General features: G+C 70.1%; 23 protein-coding genes. 10 read left to right on the top strand and 13 right to left on the bottom strand.

Going from position 1 to position 21,473, the window contains the following annotated elements; genetic code table 11:
* Positions 1–202 precede the first annotated feature (202 nt).
* The gene (locus ACLHG5_RS08900; protein ID WP_411317142.1) at positions 203–922 is read left to right on the top strand and encodes a nuclease-related domain-containing protein; all 720 of its coding nucleotides are present in this window, start codon (positions 203–205) and stop codon (positions 920–922) included.
* Positions 923–1,015: 93 nt separating this feature from the next.
* On the top strand, positions 1,016–1,405 hold the full coding sequence (locus ACLHG5_RS08895; protein WP_411317143.1) for a TIGR03618 family F420-dependent PPOX class oxidoreductase: 390 nt from the start codon (positions 1,016–1,018) through the stop codon (positions 1,403–1,405).
* A gap of 18 nt (positions 1,406–1,423) precedes the next feature.
* Here ACLHG5_RS08895 and ACLHG5_RS08890 read toward each other — a convergent pair whose 3' ends face one another.
* The 3 genes from ACLHG5_RS08890 to ACLHG5_RS08880 form a co-directional block, all read right to left on the bottom strand.
* Positions 1,424–2,689 carry a GAF domain-containing protein gene (locus ACLHG5_RS08890; RefSeq protein WP_411317144.1) on the bottom strand — a complete coding sequence of 422 codons (1,266 nt, stop codon included), beginning with the start codon at positions 2,687–2,689 and terminating at the stop codon, positions 1,424–1,426.
* Positions 2,690–2,785: 96 nt separating this feature from the next.
* Positions 2,786–3,958, bottom strand: a complete 1,173-nt coding sequence (locus ACLHG5_RS08885; RefSeq protein WP_411318496.1) for a GAF domain-containing protein — start codon at positions 3,956–3,958, stop codon at positions 2,786–2,788.
* A 150-nt stretch (positions 3,959–4,108) separates the two neighbouring features.
* Positions 4,109–4,330, bottom strand: coding sequence for a hypothetical protein (locus ACLHG5_RS08880; RefSeq protein WP_411317146.1), 222 nt, complete (start codon positions 4,328–4,330; stop codon positions 4,109–4,111).
* Between the two features lie 247 nt (positions 4,331–4,577).
* On the opposite strand from ACLHG5_RS08880, the gene ACLHG5_RS08875 reads away from it, so the two are divergent.
* From ACLHG5_RS08875 to pdxA, 3 genes are read left to right on the top strand one after another with little or no spacing between them, the layout of a single operon-like run.
* Entirely contained in the window at positions 4,578–5,732 is a 1,155-nt protein-coding gene (locus tag ACLHG5_RS08875) for a 2-keto-3-deoxygluconate permease (protein ID WP_411318495.1), read from the top strand.
* A gap of 38 nt (positions 5,733–5,770) precedes the next feature.
* Positions 5,771–7,198 carry a four-carbon acid sugar kinase family protein gene (locus tag ACLHG5_RS08870; RefSeq protein WP_411318494.1) on the top strand — a complete coding sequence of 476 codons (1,428 nt, stop codon included), beginning with the start codon at positions 5,771–5,773 and terminating at the stop codon, positions 7,196–7,198.
* Complete coding sequence (pdxA, locus tag ACLHG5_RS08865; protein WP_411318493.1) at positions 7,195–8,259, top strand: 4-hydroxythreonine-4-phosphate dehydrogenase PdxA; 1,065 nt, start codon at positions 7,195–7,197, stop codon at positions 8,257–8,259. Before ACLHG5_RS08870 ends, pdxA begins: the two co-directional genes overlap by 4 nt.
* Before the next feature lie 33 nt (positions 8,260–8,292).
* Here pdxA and ACLHG5_RS08860 read toward each other — a convergent pair whose 3' ends face one another.
* The 7 genes from ACLHG5_RS08860 to ACLHG5_RS08830 are packed head-to-tail and all read right to left on the bottom strand — an operon-like array spanning position 8,293 to position 14,490.
* The gene (locus ACLHG5_RS08860) at positions 8,293–8,811 is read right to left on the bottom strand and encodes a DUF6611 family protein (RefSeq protein WP_411317150.1); all 519 of its coding nucleotides are present in this window, start codon (positions 8,809–8,811) and stop codon (positions 8,293–8,295) included.
* Positions 8,808–9,143 (bottom strand): monovalent cation/H(+) antiporter subunit G, encoded by a 336-nt coding sequence (mnhG, locus tag ACLHG5_RS08855; RefSeq protein ID WP_411318492.1) that lies wholly within the window; start codon positions 9,141–9,143, stop codon positions 8,808–8,810. The genes ACLHG5_RS08860 and mnhG overlap by 4 nt, the downstream gene beginning before the upstream one ends.
* Positions 9,140–9,400, bottom strand: coding sequence for a monovalent cation/H+ antiporter complex subunit F (locus ACLHG5_RS08850; protein ID WP_411317152.1), 261 nt, complete (start codon positions 9,398–9,400; stop codon positions 9,140–9,142). The genes mnhG and ACLHG5_RS08850 overlap by 4 nt, the downstream gene beginning before the upstream one ends.
* The gene (locus ACLHG5_RS08845; protein WP_411317153.1) at positions 9,397–9,756 is read right to left on the bottom strand and encodes a Na+/H+ antiporter subunit E; all 360 of its coding nucleotides are present in this window, start codon (positions 9,754–9,756) and stop codon (positions 9,397–9,399) included. Before ACLHG5_RS08845 ends, ACLHG5_RS08850 begins: the two co-directional genes overlap by 4 nt.
* Positions 9,753–11,267: a monovalent cation/H+ antiporter subunit D family protein gene (locus ACLHG5_RS08840; protein ID WP_411317154.1), complete on the bottom strand. Its 1,515-nt coding sequence runs from the start codon at positions 11,265–11,267 to the stop codon at positions 9,753–9,755. The genes ACLHG5_RS08845 and ACLHG5_RS08840 overlap by 4 nt, the downstream gene beginning before the upstream one ends.
* Positions 11,264–11,689: a sodium:proton antiporter gene (locus ACLHG5_RS08835; RefSeq protein ID WP_411317155.1), complete on the bottom strand. Its 426-nt coding sequence runs from the start codon at positions 11,687–11,689 to the stop codon at positions 11,264–11,266. The genes ACLHG5_RS08840 and ACLHG5_RS08835 overlap by 4 nt, the downstream gene beginning before the upstream one ends.
* A complete protein-coding gene (locus ACLHG5_RS08830) occupies positions 11,686–14,490 on the bottom strand; it encodes a DUF4040 family protein (RefSeq protein ID WP_411317156.1) in 2,805 nt (934 codons plus the stop codon). The genes ACLHG5_RS08835 and ACLHG5_RS08830 overlap by 4 nt, the downstream gene beginning before the upstream one ends.
* Before the next feature lie 361 nt (positions 14,491–14,851).
* Here ACLHG5_RS08830 and ACLHG5_RS08825 point away from each other — a divergent pair, with 361 nt between their 5' ends.
* Positions 14,852–15,796: a GntR family transcriptional regulator gene (locus tag ACLHG5_RS08825; protein ID WP_411317157.1), complete on the top strand. Its 945-nt coding sequence runs from the start codon at positions 14,852–14,854 to the stop codon at positions 15,794–15,796.
* A gap of 59 nt (positions 15,797–15,855) precedes the next feature.
* Complete coding sequence (locus tag ACLHG5_RS08820; protein ID WP_411317158.1) at positions 15,856–16,227, top strand: YccF domain-containing protein; 372 nt, start codon at positions 15,856–15,858, stop codon at positions 16,225–16,227.
* Positions 16,228–16,239: 12 nt separating this feature from the next.
* Here the strand turns inward: ACLHG5_RS08820 and ACLHG5_RS08815 are convergent, their stop codons facing one another.
* Complete coding sequence (locus ACLHG5_RS08815) at positions 16,240–17,019, bottom strand: hypothetical protein (RefSeq protein WP_411317159.1); 780 nt, start codon at positions 17,017–17,019, stop codon at positions 16,240–16,242.
* Between the two features lie 67 nt (positions 17,020–17,086).
* Entirely contained in the window at positions 17,087–17,275 is a 189-nt protein-coding gene (locus ACLHG5_RS08810) for a hypothetical protein (RefSeq protein WP_411317160.1), read from the bottom strand.
* A gap of 164 nt (positions 17,276–17,439) precedes the next feature.
* On the opposite strand from ACLHG5_RS08810, the gene ACLHG5_RS08805 reads away from it, so the two are divergent.
* Positions 17,440–18,318 (top strand): Rieske (2Fe-2S) protein, encoded by an 879-nt coding sequence (locus tag ACLHG5_RS08805; protein ID WP_411318491.1) that lies wholly within the window; start codon positions 17,440–17,442, stop codon positions 18,316–18,318.
* Positions 18,319–18,339: 21 nt separating this feature from the next.
* On the top strand, positions 18,340–18,831 hold the full coding sequence (locus tag ACLHG5_RS08800; protein ID WP_411318490.1) for a GNAT family N-acetyltransferase: 492 nt from the start codon (positions 18,340–18,342) through the stop codon (positions 18,829–18,831).
* On the opposite strand, the gene ACLHG5_RS08795 is transcribed toward ACLHG5_RS08800, so the two are convergent.
* Positions 18,828–19,496 (bottom strand): M50 family metallopeptidase, encoded by a 669-nt coding sequence (locus ACLHG5_RS08795; protein WP_411318489.1) that lies wholly within the window; start codon positions 19,494–19,496, stop codon positions 18,828–18,830. The two genes, ACLHG5_RS08800 and ACLHG5_RS08795, sit on opposite strands and share 4 nt — an antisense overlap.
* A 137-nt stretch (positions 19,497–19,633) precedes the next feature.
* Here ACLHG5_RS08795 and ACLHG5_RS08790 point away from each other — a divergent pair, with 137 nt between their 5' ends.
* On the top strand, positions 19,634–21,454 hold the full coding sequence (locus tag ACLHG5_RS08790) for a DUF2207 domain-containing protein (RefSeq protein WP_411318488.1): 1,821 nt from the start codon (positions 19,634–19,636) through the stop codon (positions 21,452–21,454).
* Positions 21,455–21,473 lie beyond the last annotated feature (19 nt).

The following is a 21,473-nucleotide window of genomic DNA, read 5'->3' as shown; positions in this document are numbered from 1 at the left end:
CGTCACCTGGAACGGCGCGCGGGAGCGTGTGACGCTCCATCACCGACCGCGTCGCTGACCCCCTCACGTGGGTCTATCCGCGCACGCACAGCGTGTGGTGAGCTGACGCACAGCAGGGATCGCCGCGCGTGGGGTGCGGTCACGAAGTCGTTCACCCACAGACGACGGGCGCTGCTCGACATCCGACGAACGGCGGACCCACATGAGACGGCTGCTCGCACGCATCCCCGGCATGCCGCCCCTGAGCGACGAGATGCACCCCTGGTATCAGGGCGCGCTCGGCGAACTCGAGGTCGGACGGATGCTCGCGGCCCTGCCCGACGACTACACCGTGTTCCACTCCGTGCCCGTCGGCACCGGACGCGCCGACATCGACCACCTCGTGGTCGGCCCGGGAGGCGTGTTCACCATCAACACCAAACACCACCGCGGCAGAAACGTGTGGGTCGCCGGAACAACCTTCATGGTGTCGGGTCAGCGGCAGCCGCACATCCGGAGATCCTCGAGAGAAGCCGCGGGCGTGACCGCGACACTGCGCCGGAGACTCCCCGCAGCGCCCGCCGCGCGCGGCGTGATCGCCGTCGTCGGGGCGAAACAACTGCGCATCACAGCCGCTCCCGCCGACGTGACGGTGCTCGACGCGGCACGGTTGCGGCGCTGGATCATGAAACAGAAGCGGATGCTCGCACCCGACGCCCTCGCCGCCACCGTCGCGGCACTCGACAGCCCGGGCAACTGGCGCGACGACGCCCCGGCCGCACCGCACGCCGTCGCGGAGTTCGCCCGACTGCACCGCTCCGTGCGGGCAGCACGCCGGGTGCGCGTGATGTGGGGGCTCGGGGTCGTGGCGGCGTCGCTCATCGCCGTGCCTGCCGTGGGTCCGATGCTGTGGTCGATGGTGGCGGGAGCGCTGCTGCCGTAGCGGGCCGATCGCGAGCGCCCAGGCGCGCACCGCGAGAATGGAACCCCGAGCCGGGGAACCCCGACCCGAGGAACCCCCGACCCCAGGAGCACCGTGACTCTCGAGCTCACCCCCGACGCCGTCGCATTCACGACCGACCGCCACCTCGCGATCCTGTCGACGCACAGCACCGACGGGAGCATCCACTCGGTGCCCGTGGGGTTCACCGTGGAGAACGGTGTCGTGCGCATCATCACGTCTGACGGCACCCAGAAAGTGCTCAACGTCGAACGCGGCGGCCACGCGACCGTCGGCCAGGTCGACGGGGGGCGCTGGATCTCGTTCATCGGAACCGCGACCATCAACCGCGACCCGGATGCCGTCGCCCACGCCGTGGAGCTCTACGCCGGCCGCTACCGGCAACCCCGCATCAACCCTCAGCGCGTCGTCATCGAGATCGCCGTGACGAGCGTGCTCGGATCGTCGGGCATGGTCGAACGCTAGCCGGCGCTCGGTCGCGCGCTAGTCGGCGCTGGGGCGGCGTGACAGCTCCCACAGTCGCCGCTGCGCTTCGAGCGCGAGCGACCGGAGGAGTATCGCGTCGTCGTCGGAGAAGGTGCGCGGTTGCGAGTCGAGCACGCAGAACGCGCCCACGCGATGGCCGTCGGGAGACTCGATGGGGTAGCCGGCATAGAACCTCACCCCGTGCCTGGCCGACTCGGCCCGCAAGTGGGCGGCGCGCTCATCCGACTCGAGGTCTTCGAGCACGAGCAGCTTGGCCTCGCGGATGGTGAGGTCGCAGTAGGTCTCTTCGCGCGGTTCGTCGAGGGCGGGATAGCCGCTCGTCGAGGCGGAGGTGAGTCGGCGCTCACCCACGAGGTTGACGATCGCGATCGACGTGCCGAACAGCTCGCGCGCCCGACGGGTCAGACCGTTGAGCACGGGGTCGTCGATCGACGCCGTCATTCCGAGAGCGCCGAGCGCGATGAGGCGCTGCGACTCGTAGGCGTCGTCAGCGGCGGCCGCGGTGGCGGCATCCACCGGGGCGGCGCCGTCGGCAGCGAGCGTGCGCGCGGCGATCGCCTCCCTCACCTCGTGGGGTGGCAGCGCGGGCACGATGTGCTCGGCGACGATGGTCGCGGGGTCGATGTAGCGCGCCGAATCCGCGGCTTCGAGAGACGCCGTGCGTTCGATCGGCACGAAGACGGTCGAGCGACGCCGGGCGATGATGGCGCGCGCGGCCCGGTTGAGTCTCTCGACACGACGGTCGGCGGCACGCGCGAGCGCTGTCGGAAAGTGGCGGTGCGAGTCGAAGAACGGAACCCCCATGAAGAACGTGATGGCGTTGGGGGCCGCGCGGTCGAGCCTGTCGAGCAGTGCCGTGAGGTCACGCACCCATCGGCCCATGCTCGTGAACCGCAGCGCCTCGACGGGGCCGACCGAGACGACGGTCGCGTCGAACCGCGAGAGGTCGACCCCGTCGAGCGCCGCGAGGCTAGCGGCGGCGGTCATCCGCGCGTCGACCAAAATCTCGATGTCGACACCGCGCCCCGTGAGTGCCGACAGTCGGCGCGCGAGCGCCCCCGGGAGTGCGAGGTCGTAGGTGATGACCCCGCGCCCGGTCGCCGGACCGTCGCCGAGGATCAGGATGCGGTCGGGGTCGCGCCCCGGGGCGAAGACCCGCGGCTCGTCGGTCGGAACGGGCAGACGGTCCCACGAGTGCGGCGAGAACCGCAGCCACAGCGCGATGAGCGGCCTCGCGACGATGCGATCGAACGGGTGGGACATGGGGGCTTTCATGACGCGATATCTGGGCGGGCATGAACCTGACGTCCACGGTACTCTCCCTCGCGCCGCCGGGCGAGCGTCGACCCGACCGCGCGGTCAGGGGTCGAGCGGCTCGCTCAGCTCTTGCACGCGCTCCTGCGCCTGGAGTGCGAGTGACCGCAGGAGCGCGGAGTCGTCGCGCGTGAACTCGCGCGCCGCCGTGTCGATGACGCACAGCGCACCCACGCGTTCGCCGTCGATCGACTCGATCGGGTATCCCGCGTAGAACCTGAAGTGGGGGTCACCCGTCACGGACCGGAAGTCGCGATACCGGGGGTCGAGGGTCGCGTCTTCGACGGCGAAGTGCTCGGCCCGCCTGATCGTCATCTCGCAGAAGGATTCGCTGCGTGGCATCGCGAGGTCTGTGGCTCCGGCGGTGGACGCCGACTTCTGCGTGTCGTCGTCGATGATCGTGACCGCCGCGTATGCGGTGCCGAAGAGTCCGCGCGCCCGCGCGGTGAGCACGTCGAGCACGGGGTCCCCGCGACTCGCGAGCGCGCCCAGGCGATCGACGGCCGCTTGCCTCGCGGCCTCGTTCGTGTGCTCTTCGCGACGCGAGCGCCTCTCCTCGTCGCCGTGCGGGAGCTGAGCGGCGAGGTGGGGGGCGACGCTCGCAGCCCACACGGCGTAGGTGTGGGCTCCCGACGACTCGAGCACTTCTGTGTGCCCGACGGTGATCAGGTGCACGTCTCGACGATCGGCGAGCACGCGCCGCGTGGCGTCGTTGATGAGTCGCACCCGACGGTTGACGGCCCGCGCGAGAAAGCGCGGGAGGAGATGTCGCGGCTCGAAGAGGGGGATCGAGAGAAGAGACGTGCCGGTCGAGGGGGCGGCATCCGCGTCGATGCGGTCGAGGAGGGCACCGAGGTCGCGTTCCCACGCCTCGATCGGCGTGAACGCGAGGGCCTCGACCCCTCCGACGGCGAGCAGCACACAGTCGAAGCGGGAGAGCTCGAGGTTCGCGATCGACTCGAGGCACGCCGCCGCCGTCATGTCTCCCGCGACGACGATGTCGACGTCGGTCGCACGCCGCGTGCGTTCCGACACGGCGCGCGCCAGGTATCCGGGCAGACCGAGGTCGTGGGTGACGACGCCGCGACCGGTCGCCGCGCCGTCTCCCGCGATGAGCACGCGATCGGCATCACTGCCGACGGTGTGCACGTGGGGCGAGTCGTGCGGAACCGGCAGTCGCTGCCACGAGTCGGAGGAGTGCCGGAGCCACAGGCGCACGAGAGGACGCGCGACCAGTCGATCGAATGTCGTGAGAATGGCGAGTCCCCTCCGTTGCGAAACGGCGGGGGCTGGGCCGGATGATCACACTGTAGTGCCCTAGCGGCCCGGCGCGGCGTGGCGGTGCGCTCTGGTGCGCTCCGGTGCGCTCTACTCGCCGTCGTCGAGGTCGATGTCCTCGCCCGCGAGGTCGTTCTCGCCGAGGGTCGGGGTTCCTTCGAGGGGCTCCGAGCCCGTCGGGCCCGCGTAGTGACCGGTGTCGATCACGGTCTCGCCCGCGACGGCGTCGTTCGTCACCGTCTGCTTGTCGATTCCGGGCTGCACGAGCGGGTTGTCGGCGTCGTCGGGGATGTTCACGGTCGTGTCGCTCATGGGTGAGCCTCTCGGAGGTAGGGATCGGTGCTGGTTATGAATCGGTGCTGGTTATGAATCGGCGCTGGTGGTTCGGTGTGATCGCGACCACCCGCGCCCGTGCAAGCCCAGTCCATCGGAGGGGCGACCGCAAGGGGGTGCGGCTGTGCGTTGACAGGATGCCGCACCCCACCTAATGTCAGTACATCGTGTCCGTACAACGACGGCGCGACCGAGGCAGAGACGCCACAACTCGAGGAGATTCGCCATGGCAGCCGGATCGCACGTCACCAGCAAAGTCCCCCTGTTCGACGGGATGAACAAGATCCCGGGCGGGCTCATGCTCATCCCCCTGATCCTCGGATCGATCGTCGGCACGTTCGCACCCGGGTTCCTCGAACTCGGCAACTTCACGACGGCGCTCTTCCGCGACAGCGCTCTCCCGCTCATCGGTGTGCTCATCTTCGCGACCGGGATGCAGATCACCCTCCGCACCTCGGGGCCGGTGCTCGCGACATCCGGTGTGCTCCTGCTCTGCAAGTCGATCATCCCCGCGACGATCGTCGTGCTCCTCGGCCAGATCGTCGGCATCGAGGGCATCCTCGGGGTCTCGATCCTCGCCCTGCTCGTCGCGATGGACAACAGCAACGGCGGCCTCTGGCTCGCCTTCACCGGTCGCTACGGTCGCGAGCGCGACCGCGGTGCCTACATCGCCTCGGCCGTGAACGACGGCCCCTTCTTCTCGCTGCTCTTCCTCGGGGTCGCCGGGCTCGCCGACATCCCCATCACCCTCCTCATCGCGGCAGTGATCCCGCTCATCGCGGGCATCATCGTGGGCAACCTCGACGCCCGCTGGACCGAGGTCATGCGACCCGTGCCCAACATCGTGATCCCGTTCTTCGCCTTCGCGCTCGGCACCGGCATCAACCTCGGCAACGTCGTGACCGGGGGTCTCTCGGGAATCCTCGTCGGCATCGTCGCGACCCTCTTCACCGGAACGATCGCCTACTTCGGCTACCGCTGGCTGCTGCGCCGCGGCAAGGAGTCGGGCATCGGCATCGCTTCGGCCACGACCGCGGGCAACGCCATCGCGACCCCCGCGATCGTCGGAGCGGCCGACCCCACCTTCGCGCCGTTCGTCGAGGTCGCGACCGCTCAGGTCGCCGCGGCCGTGCTCGTGTCGGCGGTGCTCGCCCCGCTGCTCGCCGCGTGGGTGCTCAAGAAGCAGGGAGGACTGCGGGATGCGCCCGTCGCCGGCTCCGACGACGACGTGACCGATCGTGAGGTGGCGGCGGATGCCGCGGCGCTCGGGTCTCGGTCCGACGCGAGCGCGCTCAACACCGACACCACTCCCGCTCCCGAGGCCGACCGCGACCGCGACAGTGACGGCGACCGGCGTGCGCGCGGAGGCGACACCGCGTGACCGGCCGACATCGCGCGGGGCGCCCCGAGGAGAGCGCCGTGGAGAGTGCCGTGGTCGAGCGATCGGAGACCGCTGCGCTCGCCGACACGACCGCGCCCGTTTCGGTGGGCATCGTCGCCGACGACCTCACGGGAGCGAACGACTCCGCGGTGCAGTTCTCTCGCCGAGGGTGGAGCGCGAGGCTCGTGCTCACCGACCCCGCGGGCGTGACGACCGCGGACGGCAGCGTCACGGCCGTGGTGACCGACGCGCGAGCGCACTCCGCTCCCCAGGCCGAGCGCGAGACACGCGACGCCGTCGACGCCCTCGCGGCGTCGGGCATCGACCGGGTCTTCCTCAAAATCGATTCGACGATGCGCGGAACGGTGAGCGCGCAGATCGAGGGCGCTCTCGACGCCTGGACCCTCGTTCACCCGGACGCCATCGCCGTCGTGTGCCCGGCCTATCCGGCCATGGGGCGCACGGTCGATGGCGGGCGACTGCTCGTCGACGGAGCCGGTGTCGAGACGACGTCGGTCGGGCGTGACCCCGTCACCCCCGTGACCACGAGCGTGCTCGCCGACCTCATCCCGTCGAGCACCTCGGTGTCGGCCGCCGGCCGCGGCGCCGCTGAGCTCGCCGATCTCATCGCGGGGGTCGCGGATGACGGCGACCGCGTGATCGTCGTCGACGCGGTCACCGACACCGAAGTGAGCACCATCGGCGACGCGATCCTCGCGCTCGGGGCGCGCGTCGTGCCCGTGGGGTCGGCCGGTCTCGCGGTGGTCATGGCGAGCGTGTGGGGTTCGGGCGCCTCGACGAGCGCGGTGACCCCGCCGCCGCCGTCGACCGGCGCCGGCGGCGTCGTCGTCGTGCAGGTCAGTTCCCTCCACGATGTCTCGCGCGCCCAGCACGCGCACCTCGCCGCGAGCTCGACGGCCGTGCACACGTTCGCCCCGACCCTCGACGACGTGAGCTCGACGGATGCCGCGACCCGGTGGATCCGCGCCGAGCTCGACGCCCTGAATTCAGGCGTGCCCGGCGCAGGCGTGCCCGGCACAGGCGTGCCCGGCACAGCTTCGGGCCTCACCGCCGTCGCCGTTCTCGCCCCCGCCGAGCGGGGAACCGACCCCGACGCGAGCGAACGCGTCGCCGCGGGGCTCGCGACCATCACCGACGCCGTCATCGCGCACACCGCGGCGAACGCCCTCGTGCTCATGGGCGGGGAGGGTGCTCGAGCCGTGCTCGCGCGCCTCGACGCCGACGCCGTGCGCGTGACCGACGCGATCCGCGAGGGGATTCCCATCGGGGTGGTCGAGGGTGGACGCTCCCACGGCCTCACGGTCGTCACGAAGGCTGGAGGGTTCGGCACGGAGACATCCCTCACCGAGATCGTTCCCGAACTCGCCGCCGTGCCGCTCGCCGCCGTGCCTCTCGACACCGCAGACCACACCGCTTCACCGCTCGACGCTAGGAGAACACCTTGACCCCCACGACGTCTCTCACCACCACACCGCTGCCCCGCCTCGCCCTCACCCTCGGTGACGTGGCCGGCATCGGCCCCGAGATCACCGCGAAGTCGCTGCTCGGGCACGACGACGTGCGGGAGAAATGCATTCCCGTCGTCATCGGCGACGAAGCGGCCATGCGCCGTGGCGTCTCGAACGTCGGCGGCGACCCCGACGTCGTGCGCGTGATCGAGCGCGTGTCCGACGCCACCAACACGCCGGGCACGATCGAACTCATTCAGACCGGTCCGTCGCTCGCCGACGTGAAGCTGGGCGAACTGAGCGCCCAGGCCGGCGACGGTTCCTACCGATTCGTCGTCGAAGCGTGCCGCCTCGCTCGCGAGGGCGAGGTCGACGGCATCGTCACCGCGCCCCTCAACAAGGCCGCGATGCACGCGGGCGGGCACAAGTGGCCCGGCCACACCGAGCTGCTCGCCCACGAGTTCGGCGTCGAGAACTTCTCCCTCGTGCTGAGCGCGGGCGAGCTCTACTTCTTCCACCTCACGACCCACGTGTCGATGCGGCAAGCGATCGAGAACATCACATTCGACCGCACCGTCAACGTGCTCGAGCTCGCGGGCGCGTTCGCGAAGTCGATGGGCACCCCCGACGAGCGCATCGGCCTCGCGGGCCTCAACCCCCACGCGGGCGAGAACCGTCTCTTCGGCGACGAAGACGCCGACATCCTCGCCCCCGCCGTCGAGGAGGCGCGCTCGCGCGGTCTCACCGTCGAGGGGCCTCTCCCCGGGGATGCCCTCATTCCGGCGGCGGTGCGCGGCAAGTTCAAGCTCGTGGTGGTCTGCTATCACGACCAGGGTCACGCGCCGTTCAAGGCCGTCTACGGCGACGACGGCGTCAACATCACCGTCGGGCTCCCCGTCGTGCGCGTGTCGGTCGACCACGGAACCGCGTTCGACATCGCGGGCCGGGGCATCGCGCGCGAGGCGAGCCTCGTGCTCTCGCTCGAGCGTGCCGCAGCCCTCGCCCCGGGGTGGGACCACGTGTGGCGCACCGCGCAGAAGATGGACGCCGCCGAGTAGCGCGTCGGGCGGGCGTTGGGCGGGCGGAGCCGACTAGCGGGGTATCCGCGCGGCGACGCCCGCCCACGTCTCGTCGAACTCGGCGCCGGTGATGGCACCGGCGTCGAGTTGGCGTTCGGCGTCGCGCAGCGCGTCGAGGATGTCGTGCACCGCGTGGAACTCGGCGTCGGCCGCGACATCGCCTTGGGCCGCCGCGCGTCTCGCCGATACGGTGATGAGTCGTGCGCGCACGGGAGCCGAGATGCGATTGAGCGACGTGCCCGCGAGGATGAGCAGGGCGAGAGGCCCCGCGCTCGCCGAGAGCATCGAGATCTCGGCGACCACCGCGACCGTCGGGGCCGTCGTGAGGGTGCCGACGGCCGAGATCGGTGTCCACATGCGGCTCAAGTGTGCGCAGCGGCGCAGCACGCGGGGCTCACCGGGCTGGTAGACGTGCACGGCGAGCGATTGTGCTCCGTAGCGTCTCGATCGCAGCCTGCTGTATCCCCAGCGGTGGCGCCCGTCGAGGGCCCAGCGCGGCCAGTGCCGCACCATCGCGACGGAGAGGGTCATTGCTCGAGCTCGTCGGATTCGAGCTCGTTGAACTCGAGTCGTTTCGCCTCGGTGCCCGTGAGGTAGGCCGACCTTGCGATCGCGATGGTGCCGATCGCGGATGTCGCGAGCTGCAGAATCACGATGATCACGACCTTGACCGCATCGGCGACCGTCGGTTGCAGAACGAGGGCGCCGAGAACGACGAGCACGATTCCGAGGCCGCCCGCCGTGCCCACCGCCGAGGCGCGCGTGTAGACGTCGGGGAATCGCAGCACGCCGAGTGCTGCCGTGGCGAAGACGAGGGCGCCGAGAACGACGAGCACGCTGCCGATGATGTCGAAGGCGGTCATCGTCTGCCTCTCGTGAGGATGCGGGCGAGCGAGATCGCGGTGAGAAAGCCGAGGAGAGCGGCGACGAGCACGATGTCGAAGGTCGCGGTGCTGCCGATGCGCACACCCACGAGGGCGACGAGGCCGATGAGGCCGAAGAGCAGGAGGTCCCCACCGACGGCGCGGTCGGCGTCGGTGGGCCCCGCGAGCATCCGATAGGTCGCGGCGATGCCGACGAGCACGATGATGGCGATGGCGATGTCTATCGCGAGAATCATTCGGTGAGCCCCTTCCTTCGCACGGCTCCGAGCATCCGCGATTCCATGTGGTGCAGCGACGAGCGGAGGTCGTCGGCGTCGGCGTTGTACATCCCGTGGACGTAGAGCACCCAGTCGCCCGCATCCGTTCGCGTCGTGCCGAGCGTGAGGGTGCCGGGCGTGAGCGTGATGAGCGAGCCGAGGAGGGTGATCTCGAATTCGGTGCGACACCGCGTGTCGTAGCGCGCGATTCCCGGTGCGGAGTTCTGCCCCGGTGTCAGGTTGTCCGAGAGCACCGCGACGTTGGTGCGCACGATCTCCACGCCGAACCATCCGGCGAAGCCGGCGAGGCGCGGCGCCCAGGTGAGCCAGCTCACGAGCCCATCACCGCCTCGGTGTAGTCGGTCGTGTCGAGCAGCGACTCGGCCGCGATGTCGGCGAGACCGAGTAGCCCCTCGCCCCCGAGTCCGAGCCCGATCGTGATGAGCGCGAGGATCATCGCGGGAGCCGCGAGGGCGACCCCGACCTTCTGAGGCGGCCGAGCCTGCTCGTCGTGGCTGTGCTCGTGGGCGAACTCGTGGTCGTCGGGCAAGCGCCCCCAGAACACCCCCGACCAGATCTTGAGCATCGAGAGGAGCGTGATGAGGCTCACGACGAGCATGATGACGACGACCGCGATCTGACCCGCTTCGAGCGACGCGAGCACGAGGGCGAGTTTCGCGACGAACCCGGAGAACGGGGGGATGCCCGCCATCGACAGCGCGGCGACGAAGAACACCGCCGCGATCACGGGTTCGCGGTGCGCCATGCCGCCGAGTCTCTTGAGAGTGCCGGAGCCGTAACGCACTTCGATCGCGCCCGTCGAGAGGAAGAGTGCCGCCTTCACGACCATGTGGTGGATCTGGTAGAAGATTCCGGCCGCGAGCCCCGCCCCGGTGAAGAGCGCGACACCGATGAGGATGTAGCCGATCTGGCTGACCATGTGGAACGAGAGGATCGACCGTGTCGTCGTCTCGCCGACGGCGGCGAACACCCCCGCGACCATCGTGATGCTGAACACGACGATGCCGATCGTGAGGAAGCGGTCGTCGCCGTCGAACACCTGGGCGTAGATGCGGTAGATCGCGTAGATCGCGACCTTCGTGTGGAGGCCGGAGAACAGCGCCGTGACGGCGGGCGAGGTCGAGGGATACGCGCGGGCGAGCCATCCGTGCACCGGCACGATCGCCGCTTTGATCGCGAGGGCGAAGAGGGCGATGCCCGTCGCCGCGGCGACCGAGTCGGACTCGTGAGCGGCACCCTGCAGCTCGCCGAGGTTCACGGTGCCCGCGGTGCCGTAGATGAACGCCACTCCCGCGAGGAAGATCGTCGACGTGAGCAGGTTCACGGTCACATAGAGCCGCGCGCCGCGCACCTGACGAGCGCGACCCTCGCCCGGCCTCGCGAGCACGAGCAGGGCGTACGACGGCAGGAGCATGACCTCGATGAAGACGAAGAGGTTGAAGAGGTCGGCGGTGAGGAGCGAGCCGTTGACCCCGGCCATGAGCACGAGAACGAGGGGCGTGAAATAGCGCCCGTCGGCGGTGCCCGCGGCGATCGCGAAGAGCGAGCACACGGCCGTGAGCAACCCCGTGGCCGTGATCATGAGCGCCGTGAACATGTCGGCGACGAAGGGGATGGCGATTCCTCCGGGCCACCCGCCCACGCCGTGCCCGACGGCGCCGCCGTCGCTCACGGCGATGATGAGGGCGATGCCTCCCGCCATCGAGGCGAGGGACCCCGCGAGGAGGATGCCCGCTTGCAGTCGCGGGCGGCGCCCGAGGAGCAGCAGCACGACCGCGACGAGCATCGGGGCCGCGACGAAGAGGGGGAGCAGCGCGGTCGTCACGAGGTGCGCTCCCGGGGGTCGGCGGGGCGAGCAGTGTCCGCCCGATCTGCGGCGGCGACATCCGCGTGGGCGGCATCCGCGTCGGCGTCCTCGTCGGCATCGGGGTCGACCGTGTCGTCACCCACCGTGTCGTCGTCCACGCGACCGGTCACCGCGAGGCCGAGCAGGAAGATCGTGATCGAGAACGCGATGACGATCGCCGTGAGCACGAACGCTTGCGGCAGAGGGTCGGCGACCCCGGCGGTGTCGTCGAAGGTGCCGAACGGTGCGTCGCGATTCGCGGTGCCCCCCGCGGCGAAGAGGATGAGGTTGACGGCGTGGGTGAGCAGCACGAAGCCGAGGATGACGCGCAGCAGCTCGCGCCGAAGCAAGAGGTAAACCGCTCCGCACACGAGCACTCCTGCAGTGATGGCGAGTGTCATGTGAGGCTCCTCTCGGGGGTCGGTGTCGGTTCGGCGGTGGCGGTGTCGGTGTCGTCGTCGCGAGTCGTTGGTGGATCGTGCCGGTGCACGCCGAGCAGGTTGAGCGCGGCGAGCACGACTCCGATGACCGCGAGGTAGACCCCGATGTCGAAGATGAGCGCCGTCGTGAGCTTGTAGCCGAGCACCTCGAATTCGAGCGGGCGCAGGAAGGAGCCCTCGGTGAACCCGGCGATACCGGTCGCGGTCGCGACGATGACCCCGGCCGCGATGAGCGGGATGTATGGCAGACGGATGCGGGCGCTCTCATCCGTCGAGGCCGAGAGGTAGAGCAGGGTGAACCCGGCCCCGCCGACGAGGGCGGAGATGAACCCGCCCCCCGGCTCCTGGTGCCCACGCCACAGCAGCACGATCGAGAGCACGATGATGAGCGGGCCGGCCCAGCGCGTGAGGGAGCGCGCGAAGACCGCGTTGCTCTCAGCGTCGGCGAGGGGCGAGGTCTCATCGACCTCGGTGTCGTCGCTCGGCGGGGAGATCGCGCGGCGGGAGGAGAGCAGGGCCGCGAGGGCGACGCCCGCGAACCCGAGCACGACGAGTTCGCCGAGTGTGTCGAGTGCACGGAAGTCGACGAGGATCGTGTTGACGATGTTGGCCCCGCCCGTCTCGGCCTCGGCGTTGCGCAGGAAATAGTCGGCGGCGTTCGAGAGCTCGCGACGACCCGTGAAGGCCAGCACGGCCGCGAAGGTCGCGACGCCCGCGGCGACCGCGACGACGGCCGACGACACGCGCCGACGCGTGCTGTCACGGCGGAAAGTCCGCGGCAGTCGGCGCAGCACGAGCACGAGCACGCAGACCGTGAGGATCTCGACGAGGAGCTGGGTGAGCGCGACATCCGCCGCACCCAACCAGAAGAACCAGAGCGTCATCGCGAAACCGGTCACCCCCACGACGACGACGGCCGCGACGCGGGTGCGCGCGAGCACCGTAGCGACCGTGCCGACGGCGATGAGGGCCACGAGCACCCAGTCGAGCGGGCGGGTCGGGTCTCCGACCACGGCCGGCAGGTCACGCAGGAGGAGCGACACGGCGCCCGCGATCACGAGGAGGCTCACGACGGGAAGGAGTAGGTGGCGCCGGGGGGCGTCGGTCGCCGTGAGACGCCCCACGAAACCACCGGCCGCGATGATGCCGGCGCGCACGCTGTCGACGACCGCGAGAGCCGAGAACGGGAACGTCATGCGCGCGGTGACCGTCTCGACGCGCGAGCGGAAGACCACGAGAGCGGCACCCGAGGCGATGACGATGCCCGAGATGAGGAGCGGGAGGTTGAGGCCGTGCCACAGGGCGAGGTCGGCGGAGACGACCGTTCCGCTCGCGTCGGTCGTCGCAGGGCTCACGAGGGGGTCGAGGAGGAAGGGGGCGACACCGAGACCGAGGCCCGCGGCGGCACACAGGGCGGGCACGATCCAGAACGAGGGGGCGGCTTCGCGCACGATGCGGCCCGTGCGCCCGCCCATCGCGCCGATCACGAACCGACCGGCGTAGGCGAAGGTGAGCACTGCCGTCACCGCGACGGCGGTCGTGACGACACCCGCGAGCCACGCGGGCCCCGGAGTCTCGAGCAGGGCGTCGAACATGCTCTCTTTGCTCACGAAGCCCAGCAGCGGCGGAACCCCGGCCATCGAGAGGGCCGCGATCGCGGCGACCGTGAGGGTCACGGGCATCCGGATGCGCAGTTTCGCGAGAGCGTTGATGTCTCGCGTTCCCGCTCGGTGGTCGAGGATGCCCACGATCATGAAGAGGGCCGCCTTGAAGAGGGCGTGGGCGACCGTGTGCGCGACGGCGGCCGTGAGGGCGGCGGGAGTGCCGACCCCGATGAGCGCGACGAGCAACCCGAGCTGGCTGATCGTGGAGTAGGCGAGAAGTGCCTTGAGGTCGGTGCAGCGCAGCGCTGCGATGCCGCCGATGATCGCCGTGATGAGGCCGCTCGAGATGAGGAGGGTCGACCAGAGCGCGTTGTCGTTGAGCACGGGTGAGAAGCGCAGGAGCAGGTAGATGCCCGCCTTGACCATCGCCGCGGCGTGCAGGTAGGCGCTCACGGGGGTGATCGCGACCATCGAGTCGGGCAACCACGCGTGGAAGGGAAACTGGGCCGACTTCGTGAACGCCGCGACGACGAGCAGAACGACGACCCACGCGGTGAGCGCGGAATCATCCGACCAGAAGTCGGCCGCGAGAATCTCGCTCAAGCGAGTGGTGCCGGCCGCGACGGCCATCGTGGCGGCGGCGCCGAGAAGGCTCAGCCCGCCGAGGGCCGTCACGAGCAGCGTGCGGATCGCCGGCTCGTTGGCGTGCTCGCCCGAGCGCGCGATGAGGAAGAACGAGCACAGCGTCGTCGCCTCCCACGCGACGAACAGCAGCACGACATCGTCGGCGAGCACGAGCAGGAGCATCGCGAGAGCGAACACCGACATGAGCACGAAGAAGCGCCGGTGACCGCCCTTGCCGAGGTAGCGCGCGGCGTAGGCGAAGACCCCCGCGCCGACGACGGTCACGAGGAGGGCGAACAGCAGGCTCAGGCCGTCGAGCCGCAGGGCGAACGAGATGCCGAGTGACGGCATCCACGACCACGCTTGCTCGGGGGCCGCAGAGCCGGATGCGCCCGTGCTCGCCGCCGCGAGGAGCCCGGCGGCGGCGAGCAGGGGTGCCGCGAGCAGAAAGCCGTTCTCCCGCCCGAGGGCGCGACCGAGGAGGGCGGCGGCGATGCACGCGGCAGCGAGAAGCGCGAGGGAGGCGAGAAGCAACGGAGACCATTCGGGTTGACACGACAGAGAACTGCTGCCGATCGAACCCGAGACGGGGGTCCGCCCACTCGCGCGAGGCGCTTAGTGAGCTTCGATCGACGCTGACGCGACGATCGAGTGGGGGGAGGTTCCCGCGAGAATGGCGCCCCATGTCGAGAGGTACCCGTTGGTGCCGGGGCACCCGAAAACGCGGTGGGTCGGCTCGAAGCCGATCCGCGCAGCACTCATCCCGGTAAACACCCGGCTAACGTACAGGTGAATCCTGAGAAACCGGTCCGGACATGTGGTCCCTCGGGGGAGTTCGCCGCCTTGTACGCTCGGATCGCGGACGCACCCGATCGTCGGCCCGAACGACGACGACATGTCCGACCGTGAAGAGGAGGCGCCCGTGTGGCTCGACGAACTCGCGGATGACGCCCTCGACCCGCAGAGCCGAGCGCCCCTGCACCAGCAGCTGAGCGCCGCCCTCCGCGCGCGCATCACCGACGGATCGCTTCCGGCGGGCTCGAGCCTCCCCACCGAAGCGCAGCTCCAGGAGAAGTTCGGCATCTCTCGCTCGGTCGTGAGGCAAGCGCTCCTCGCCCTCTCGGCCGAAGGCCTCGTGACCCGCGGTCGCGGGCGCGGCAGTGTCGTCGCGCCGCGCGGCGAACACCACAGGCTCGTGCAGCGCATCTCCGGTCTCTCGACGCAGCTCGCCCACGTGACCACTCGCGTGCTCTCCCTCGGCGAGGCCGACGACACGCGTGCTCGCGAGGCACTGGGTGTCGAGACGGTCGTCGAGTTGCGCCGCGTGCGCTCGACCGACGGCGAACCGATCGCGGTCATCCACACCTGGCTGCCCCGCGCCCTCGCGGGTGACCTCGGTGCCGAGGAGCTCACCGACGCCTCGCTGCACGCGACGCTCAAGCGGACCCGCGGTGTCACCGTCGTGGCGGGTCGACGCCAGGTGCGCGGTGTCGCGGCATCCGCGAGCCTCGCCCGCCACCTCGAGATCGAGGCGGGGGCGCCGCTCCTGCTGCTCGAAGGCACGAGCGTCGACCAGAACGGCCGGCCCGTCGAGGTGTTCCGCACGTGGCACCGCGCCGACCGGGTCGTCTTCGACATCGACGTCGTGCCCGGATCGGATGCGCGCACCGCGGCGTTCGACGACGTCGCCGCCGCGCCCGGGGTGACGTCTGCGCCCGGCGTGACCTCTGCGCCCGGAGAGCCCGGGTCGCCCGGTGTGACGCTCGCCGACCGGATCGCCGCGCTGTCTCGCGAGCTCGCCGAACTCGCGGCCATGGCGCGGGAGGGTGACGCCCGCTAGCGACGGGTGACCCTGCCCGCCTGTTCGCTGTCAGGCCCGCCTGTCAGACTGGCCGCATCATGAAGACACTGCTCAACATCATCTGGCTCGTGCTCTCGGGGTTCTGGCTCTTCCTCGGATACATGCTCGCCGCCGTCATCATGTGCATCCTCATCGTGACCATCCCGTGGGGCATCGCGTCGGCGCGCATCGCCGTCTACTCGCTGTGGCCGTTCGGCAAGACCGTGGTCGAGAGGCCCCGGTCGGGTGCGTGGTCGGCGATCGGCAACGTCATCTGGGTTCTGCTCGCCGGCTGGTGGATCGCCCTCTCCCACATCTTCAGCGGCATCGCGCTGTGCATCACGATCATCGGCATCCCGTTCGGCATCGCCAACTTCAAGATGGTGCCCGTCGCGCTCCTGCCCCTCGGCAAGGAGATCGTCGACCACTGATTGCCGCGGCGGCTACGCCTCGTCGCGCTCGGCCCCGTCGATGCCCGCGATGCGCTCGAGAGCCGCGATGAAGACGGCAGACGCCGGGTCTTCGATCACGTGGTGGTTGAGGTAGATGTCTTCGAGCCACGTGAGAACTTCGGCTTCGGCGAGACCGACCTCGGTCCAGTCGACGCCGGGGATGCTCGCGCACTTCGGCTCCTCGGTGCGCGGGTCGAGCCACGCGCGCGCGATCGGTCGGTCGGGTTCGCCGGTCGGGTGCCAGAGCAACTCGATGGGGTGATTGTCGCCCTCGACGTGCTGCTGGTCGACCTGCCCCGAGCCGAGCCACGGAAGGGTGAGGATCTCGCCCTCGATGTCGATCTCGAGCAGATCGAGCTGCGCGGGCTCGGTCTCGCACACGTAGATCGTGTAGCCCTCGTCGTGCCAGGCCGCCGCTTCACCGGCATCCTCTTCGAGTCCGGGCATGAGCGCGTGCACGTCGGCCGCGAACGCGAGCGCCCACGTGAGAACGGCGTCGGCGTCGGACCGCGAGAACGGGTTGCGGTCGGTCGCCGACCCCGAAGCGGTGTGGAAATGGTGCTCGATGCCGTCGTCCGAGACATCGAGGTGCACTTGCCCGCGGGCGAAGTCGACCGACACGGCGGTCGACCTCGTCTCCTCGTCCCACTCGGCATCGAGCTCGGGGTGGTCGAGGGTGCGGGGCAGGGCAAGCTTCGCGGCCCTCTTGTCACCCAGGTTGAGCACGACCTGCAAACGGGTGGTCGGTAGGCGCGGTCTCTCGTCGTTCACACCGACAGTTTCGCACCTCGGCGGGGGCCGACCGTGCGGGGCCCGGGGGTGCGAGCGTTCGGAGCGCCTAGACGGCGTCGGGTGACGGGGCCTCGGGGGAGTCGGCCGCGGGCGAGTCGACGGCCGGCGACTCGTCGTCGAGTGTCGCGTCGGTCTCCCCGAGCGCGTCGTTCGTCGCTGCCTCGAGGTCTCCGTCGGTGGCGGCGTTCGGCACGCCGCCGTCCAACTCGACAGCCTGGATGTCGGGATCACTCATCGTCGTCACCTTCGTCGCGGTCGTTCATTATCGGACTGGATCAAGCTCAGCCGATCTCGACGTCGCGAGCAAGGGGGTGCGATGCACGGGGCGGCAAGCGTAGTGTGTGCGCCGCGGAAGACAAGGGTCTTGTCAGATGCCCGCCGAGCGAGTGGTCTGGGACCATGAAAGAGCTCCGGATCGTCAAAGCCCTCGAAGTGCTCGAGAACGCGAACGCCCTCGACCCCCTCATCGCGAAGGTGCGCGGGGGAGTCATGCGCGTCATCCAGCCGCAACCGGTTCGCGACGCCCTCCACGGGGTGCCGATCGGCCACGCGTTCCACCCCCTCGCGATCCTGCTCCCGGCGGGCGCGTGGGTGTCGACCGCCGTGCTCGACGTCGTGCCCGGGACGACGCGGGCGGCGCGCACGCTCGTCGGTTTTGGCGTGCTCAGTGCGGTGCCGGCATCCGCCGCGGGGCTCACCGACTGGTCGGAGCTGCACCCGCAGCAGAAACGCGTCGGTATCGTTCACGCGGCCGCCAACGCCGTCGCGATCGTGCTCTACGGGGCGTCGTGGATGCAGCGCAAGCGCGGCAAACACACGAGCGGCAAAGTGCTCGCCTACGCGGGGCTCGCGGTCGTCTCCGGCTCGGGTTTTCTCGGCGGCCACCTGAGCTATCGCCAGGCCGCGGGGGCCAACCACGTCGAGCACGTGCCCCACGTGTTCCCGCCCGGGTGGCATCCTCTCGCCTCGCTCGAGAACCTGCCCGACCGAGAGCTCACGCGAGTGGATGTCGCGGGGCAACCGCTGCTCGTGCTGCGACGCGGCGAGAGCGTCGACGTGCTGTCGAACGTGGGCAGCCACCTCGGCGGGCCGCTCGACGAGGGTCGGCTCACGGATGTCGACACCGACACCCCGCTCGTCACTGATCCGTGGCACGGCAGCGTCTACGACATGACGACGGGCGAGGTCGTGCACGGACCCGCGACCGCCCCGCAGCCGCGCTTCTCGACGCGCGTCGTGCACGGCGAGGTCGAGGTGCGGTTGCCGAACGCCGGGTAGCGGTTCCGCGAGAATCGACGCATGACCGACCGCACCCTCACGATCGGGCCGGACAGTCCGTCGGCTCCCGACGTCACGGCACTCCTGCTCGAGCACCTCGCCGACATGCACGCGACCTCGCCGCCTGAGAGCGTGCACGCCCTCGACGTGTCGGCGCTCGAAGCCCCCGAGATCTCGTTCGTCACGGTCCGGGCCGCCGACGGCTCGCTTCTCGCGTGCGGCGCGCTCGCCGACCTCGGCGACGGCGCGGGTGAGCTCAAGTCGATGCGCACGCGTGACGCCGCGCGCGGTCGCGGCGTGGGGGCAGCACTCCTCCGACACCTCGTCGACCTCGCGGTCGACCGCGGCCACCGCGCGATCTATCTCGAGACCGGAACGCCCGAGGAGTTCGCGCCGGCCCGACGACTCTACGAGCGCGCGGGTTTCGTCGAGACCGAACCCTTCGGCTCGTACGAGCTCGACCCGTACAGCGTCTTCATGGTGTTGAGGCTCGCCCCGCACGCGCAGTCCTAGACGGCCGCAGAACCCAGGTAGGAGGCGACCGCGAACACGCAACTCGCCCCGATGATGAGCGCGAAGAGCACGAGCCAGACCGCCGACGGCACCCCGGTGCGACGCGCGAGCAGGTAGGCATCCGAACTCGAGAGCCGCGACCGGTGACGCACGTGCACGCTCGCGACACCCACGAGCGCGCGCACCGACCCCACGAGAAGAGCGACCCCGAGCACGAGGAGCGCGTAGCTCTGCCACTCCGGTGTCGCGAAGAACCACAGCACTGCGCTCGCCGCGATCGACGCGAGCACCACGAGCACGCCGAAGAGATTGCGGATCACGAGCAGGGTGACGACGAGCACGACACCTCCCGCGAAGAGAGCGAGCGACGGGTAGCCCGCGAACACGCTCCACAGCTGAGCGGCACCGACGATCGCGGGGGCCGGATAGCCGAAGACCCCGCTCACCACGGCGCTCGCTGTTCCGCGCCCGCTGCTCAGAGCCTCGCCGGAGTGGTTGCGCCGGATGCGGATGCCGCGCACCGTGCGACCGGTGAGCACCCCCGCGACGGCGTGCCCGAGCTCGTGCACGAGAGTCGTGAACAGGCCGAAATACCGCCAGGTGGCGTTCGGGACGCTCACGAGCGCGGCCGCGACGAGCGCGGCCGCGAGCACCGTCGGAGGCACGTCGATCGGATCGGCGCGGGAGAACAGCGCCGACCAGTCGGGAACGAGATCTGTGGGGTCGATGCTCCCAGTCTCGCAGTGCCGCCACGCTCGCCCGACTCGCGGGCGCGGAGCGCCCGGCCCCTAGGCTCGGGGGCATGTCCGCTCGCTCCGTGCTCACCCGATCATCAGCAGCCCTCGCCGCACTGGGGTTCGTTGCTCTCCTGACGGGGGGAGGTGCGGCGAGTGCACCGGCGTCGGCGAGCTCGCTTCGCGCGGATGTCGACGACTTCACGTTCTCGAGCTTCGACGCCGTCTACGAGCTCTCGGCCGACGACGAGGGCCGCTCGCAGCTGCGAGTCACCGAGACGATCGTCGCCGAGTTTCCGGACTTCGACCAGAACCGCGGAATCTTCCGCGTCATCCCGGATCGCTACGACGGGCATCCGATCGACCTCGAGATCGTCTCGGTCACCGACGAATCGGGGGAGCCGCGCGAAGTGGAGAGCGAAGACGGCGGAGAGGTCACCATCGCGGGAGACGACTTCGTGCGGGGTCAGCAGACCTACGTGATCACGTGGGAGGCGCGCAACGTGACGCGGTTCGCCGACGACACGGGCGTCGACGAGTTCTACTGGGACGTCAACGGCGTCGACTGGGCGCAACCGTTCGACTCGGTGTCGGCGACGGTCGTCGTCGACCCCGAACTCGTCGACTCGCTCACGGGCGACATCGCCGCGATCGCCGGCGAGACCGGTGCCACCCTCAGCAACGCGAACATCACATCGGACTCGAGCGCGGTCGTCGAGGCGACCGATGACGGCCTCGTCGCGAGCGCGACCGACCTCGACCCCGAAGAGACCCTCACCATCGCGATCGCCTTCGAGCCCGAGACGTTCGTGCCTCGCGACAACAGTTTCGGAGCCGCACCGTGGCCGACCATCTCGCTCGTCGCGATGATCGTCGCGCTCGCCGCGGCCGTGTGGGCGCTCGTGCTGCGGCGAACCATGCTCGCCGACGCTCCCGGGCGCGGCACCATCGTCGCGGAATACCTCCCCCCGAAAGACGCGAGCGTGGCCGTCGCCGCCCTCGTGCTGCACAAGCAGAGTGTCGCGACGACGGCGCAGATCCTCGACCTCGCCGTCACCGGTCACGTGCGCATCGTCGACGAGTCGACGTCATCCAAACCGCGCTACCGCCTCGACTACCTCACCGACGAGGGCGCGACGCCTGATCAGCGCGAAGCTCTGCACGCCCTCTTCGGGGCGACCCTGACCCCGGGGGAGAACCGCAGCCTCAAGAAGGCCAACGAGAAGTCGGCGAAGCGGTTCACGAAACTCGCCGAGCGGGTGAAGAAGGATGCCGCAACCGACGACACGCTCAAGCGCGTCTCGCACGCCCTGCCGGGCATCGCGTTCACCGTCGCGCTCGTCGCCGGGCTAGTGTCGGCCGTCTTCGCCGCCGTTTCGCTCGGCGGCGCGTTCGGGGGCGGGGTGCCGATTCTGTTCCTCCTCGCCTCCGCTGCCGCGATCGTCGTCGCGCTGACCGCCGTCGCGAAGGTTCCGCTCGGGGCGCGCGGTGTGCGCGTGCGCGACCACTTGCTCGGCCTCAAGACCTACATCGACCTCGCCGAAGCCGAGAGGCTGCGCTTTCTGCAGTCGCCGGAGGGTGCGGAGCGGGCGCGCGTCTCGGTCGACGACCCGGCCGAGGTCGTGCGTCTGCACGAGAAGCTCCTGCCCTACGCCGTGCTGTTCGGGGTCGAGAAGAAGTGGGCGGCGGAGCTCGGACGCTTCTACGAGCAGAACGGCACCGAACCCGGGTGGTATTCGGGCTCGACGACCTTCAACGCGGCGGTCTTCGCATCCACCATCTCGTCGGTCTCGACGAGCGTGTCGAGCTACAGCAGCCCCTCGGGGGGCACCGGCGGCGGCATCTCGGCGGGTGGCGGCGGTGGCGGCGGGGGTGGCGGCGGCGTCTAGCCCAAGTACGCAATTTCCG

Origin of the sequence: Marisediminicola sp. LYQ85 (assembly GCF_046600695.1) — a bacterium.
Classification (GTDB): Bacteria; Actinomycetota; Actinomycetes; order Actinomycetales; family Microbacteriaceae; genus Marisediminicola.
Note: the sequence above shows the minus strand (reverse complement) of the source record. Positions and strands in the feature narration are given on the sequence as shown.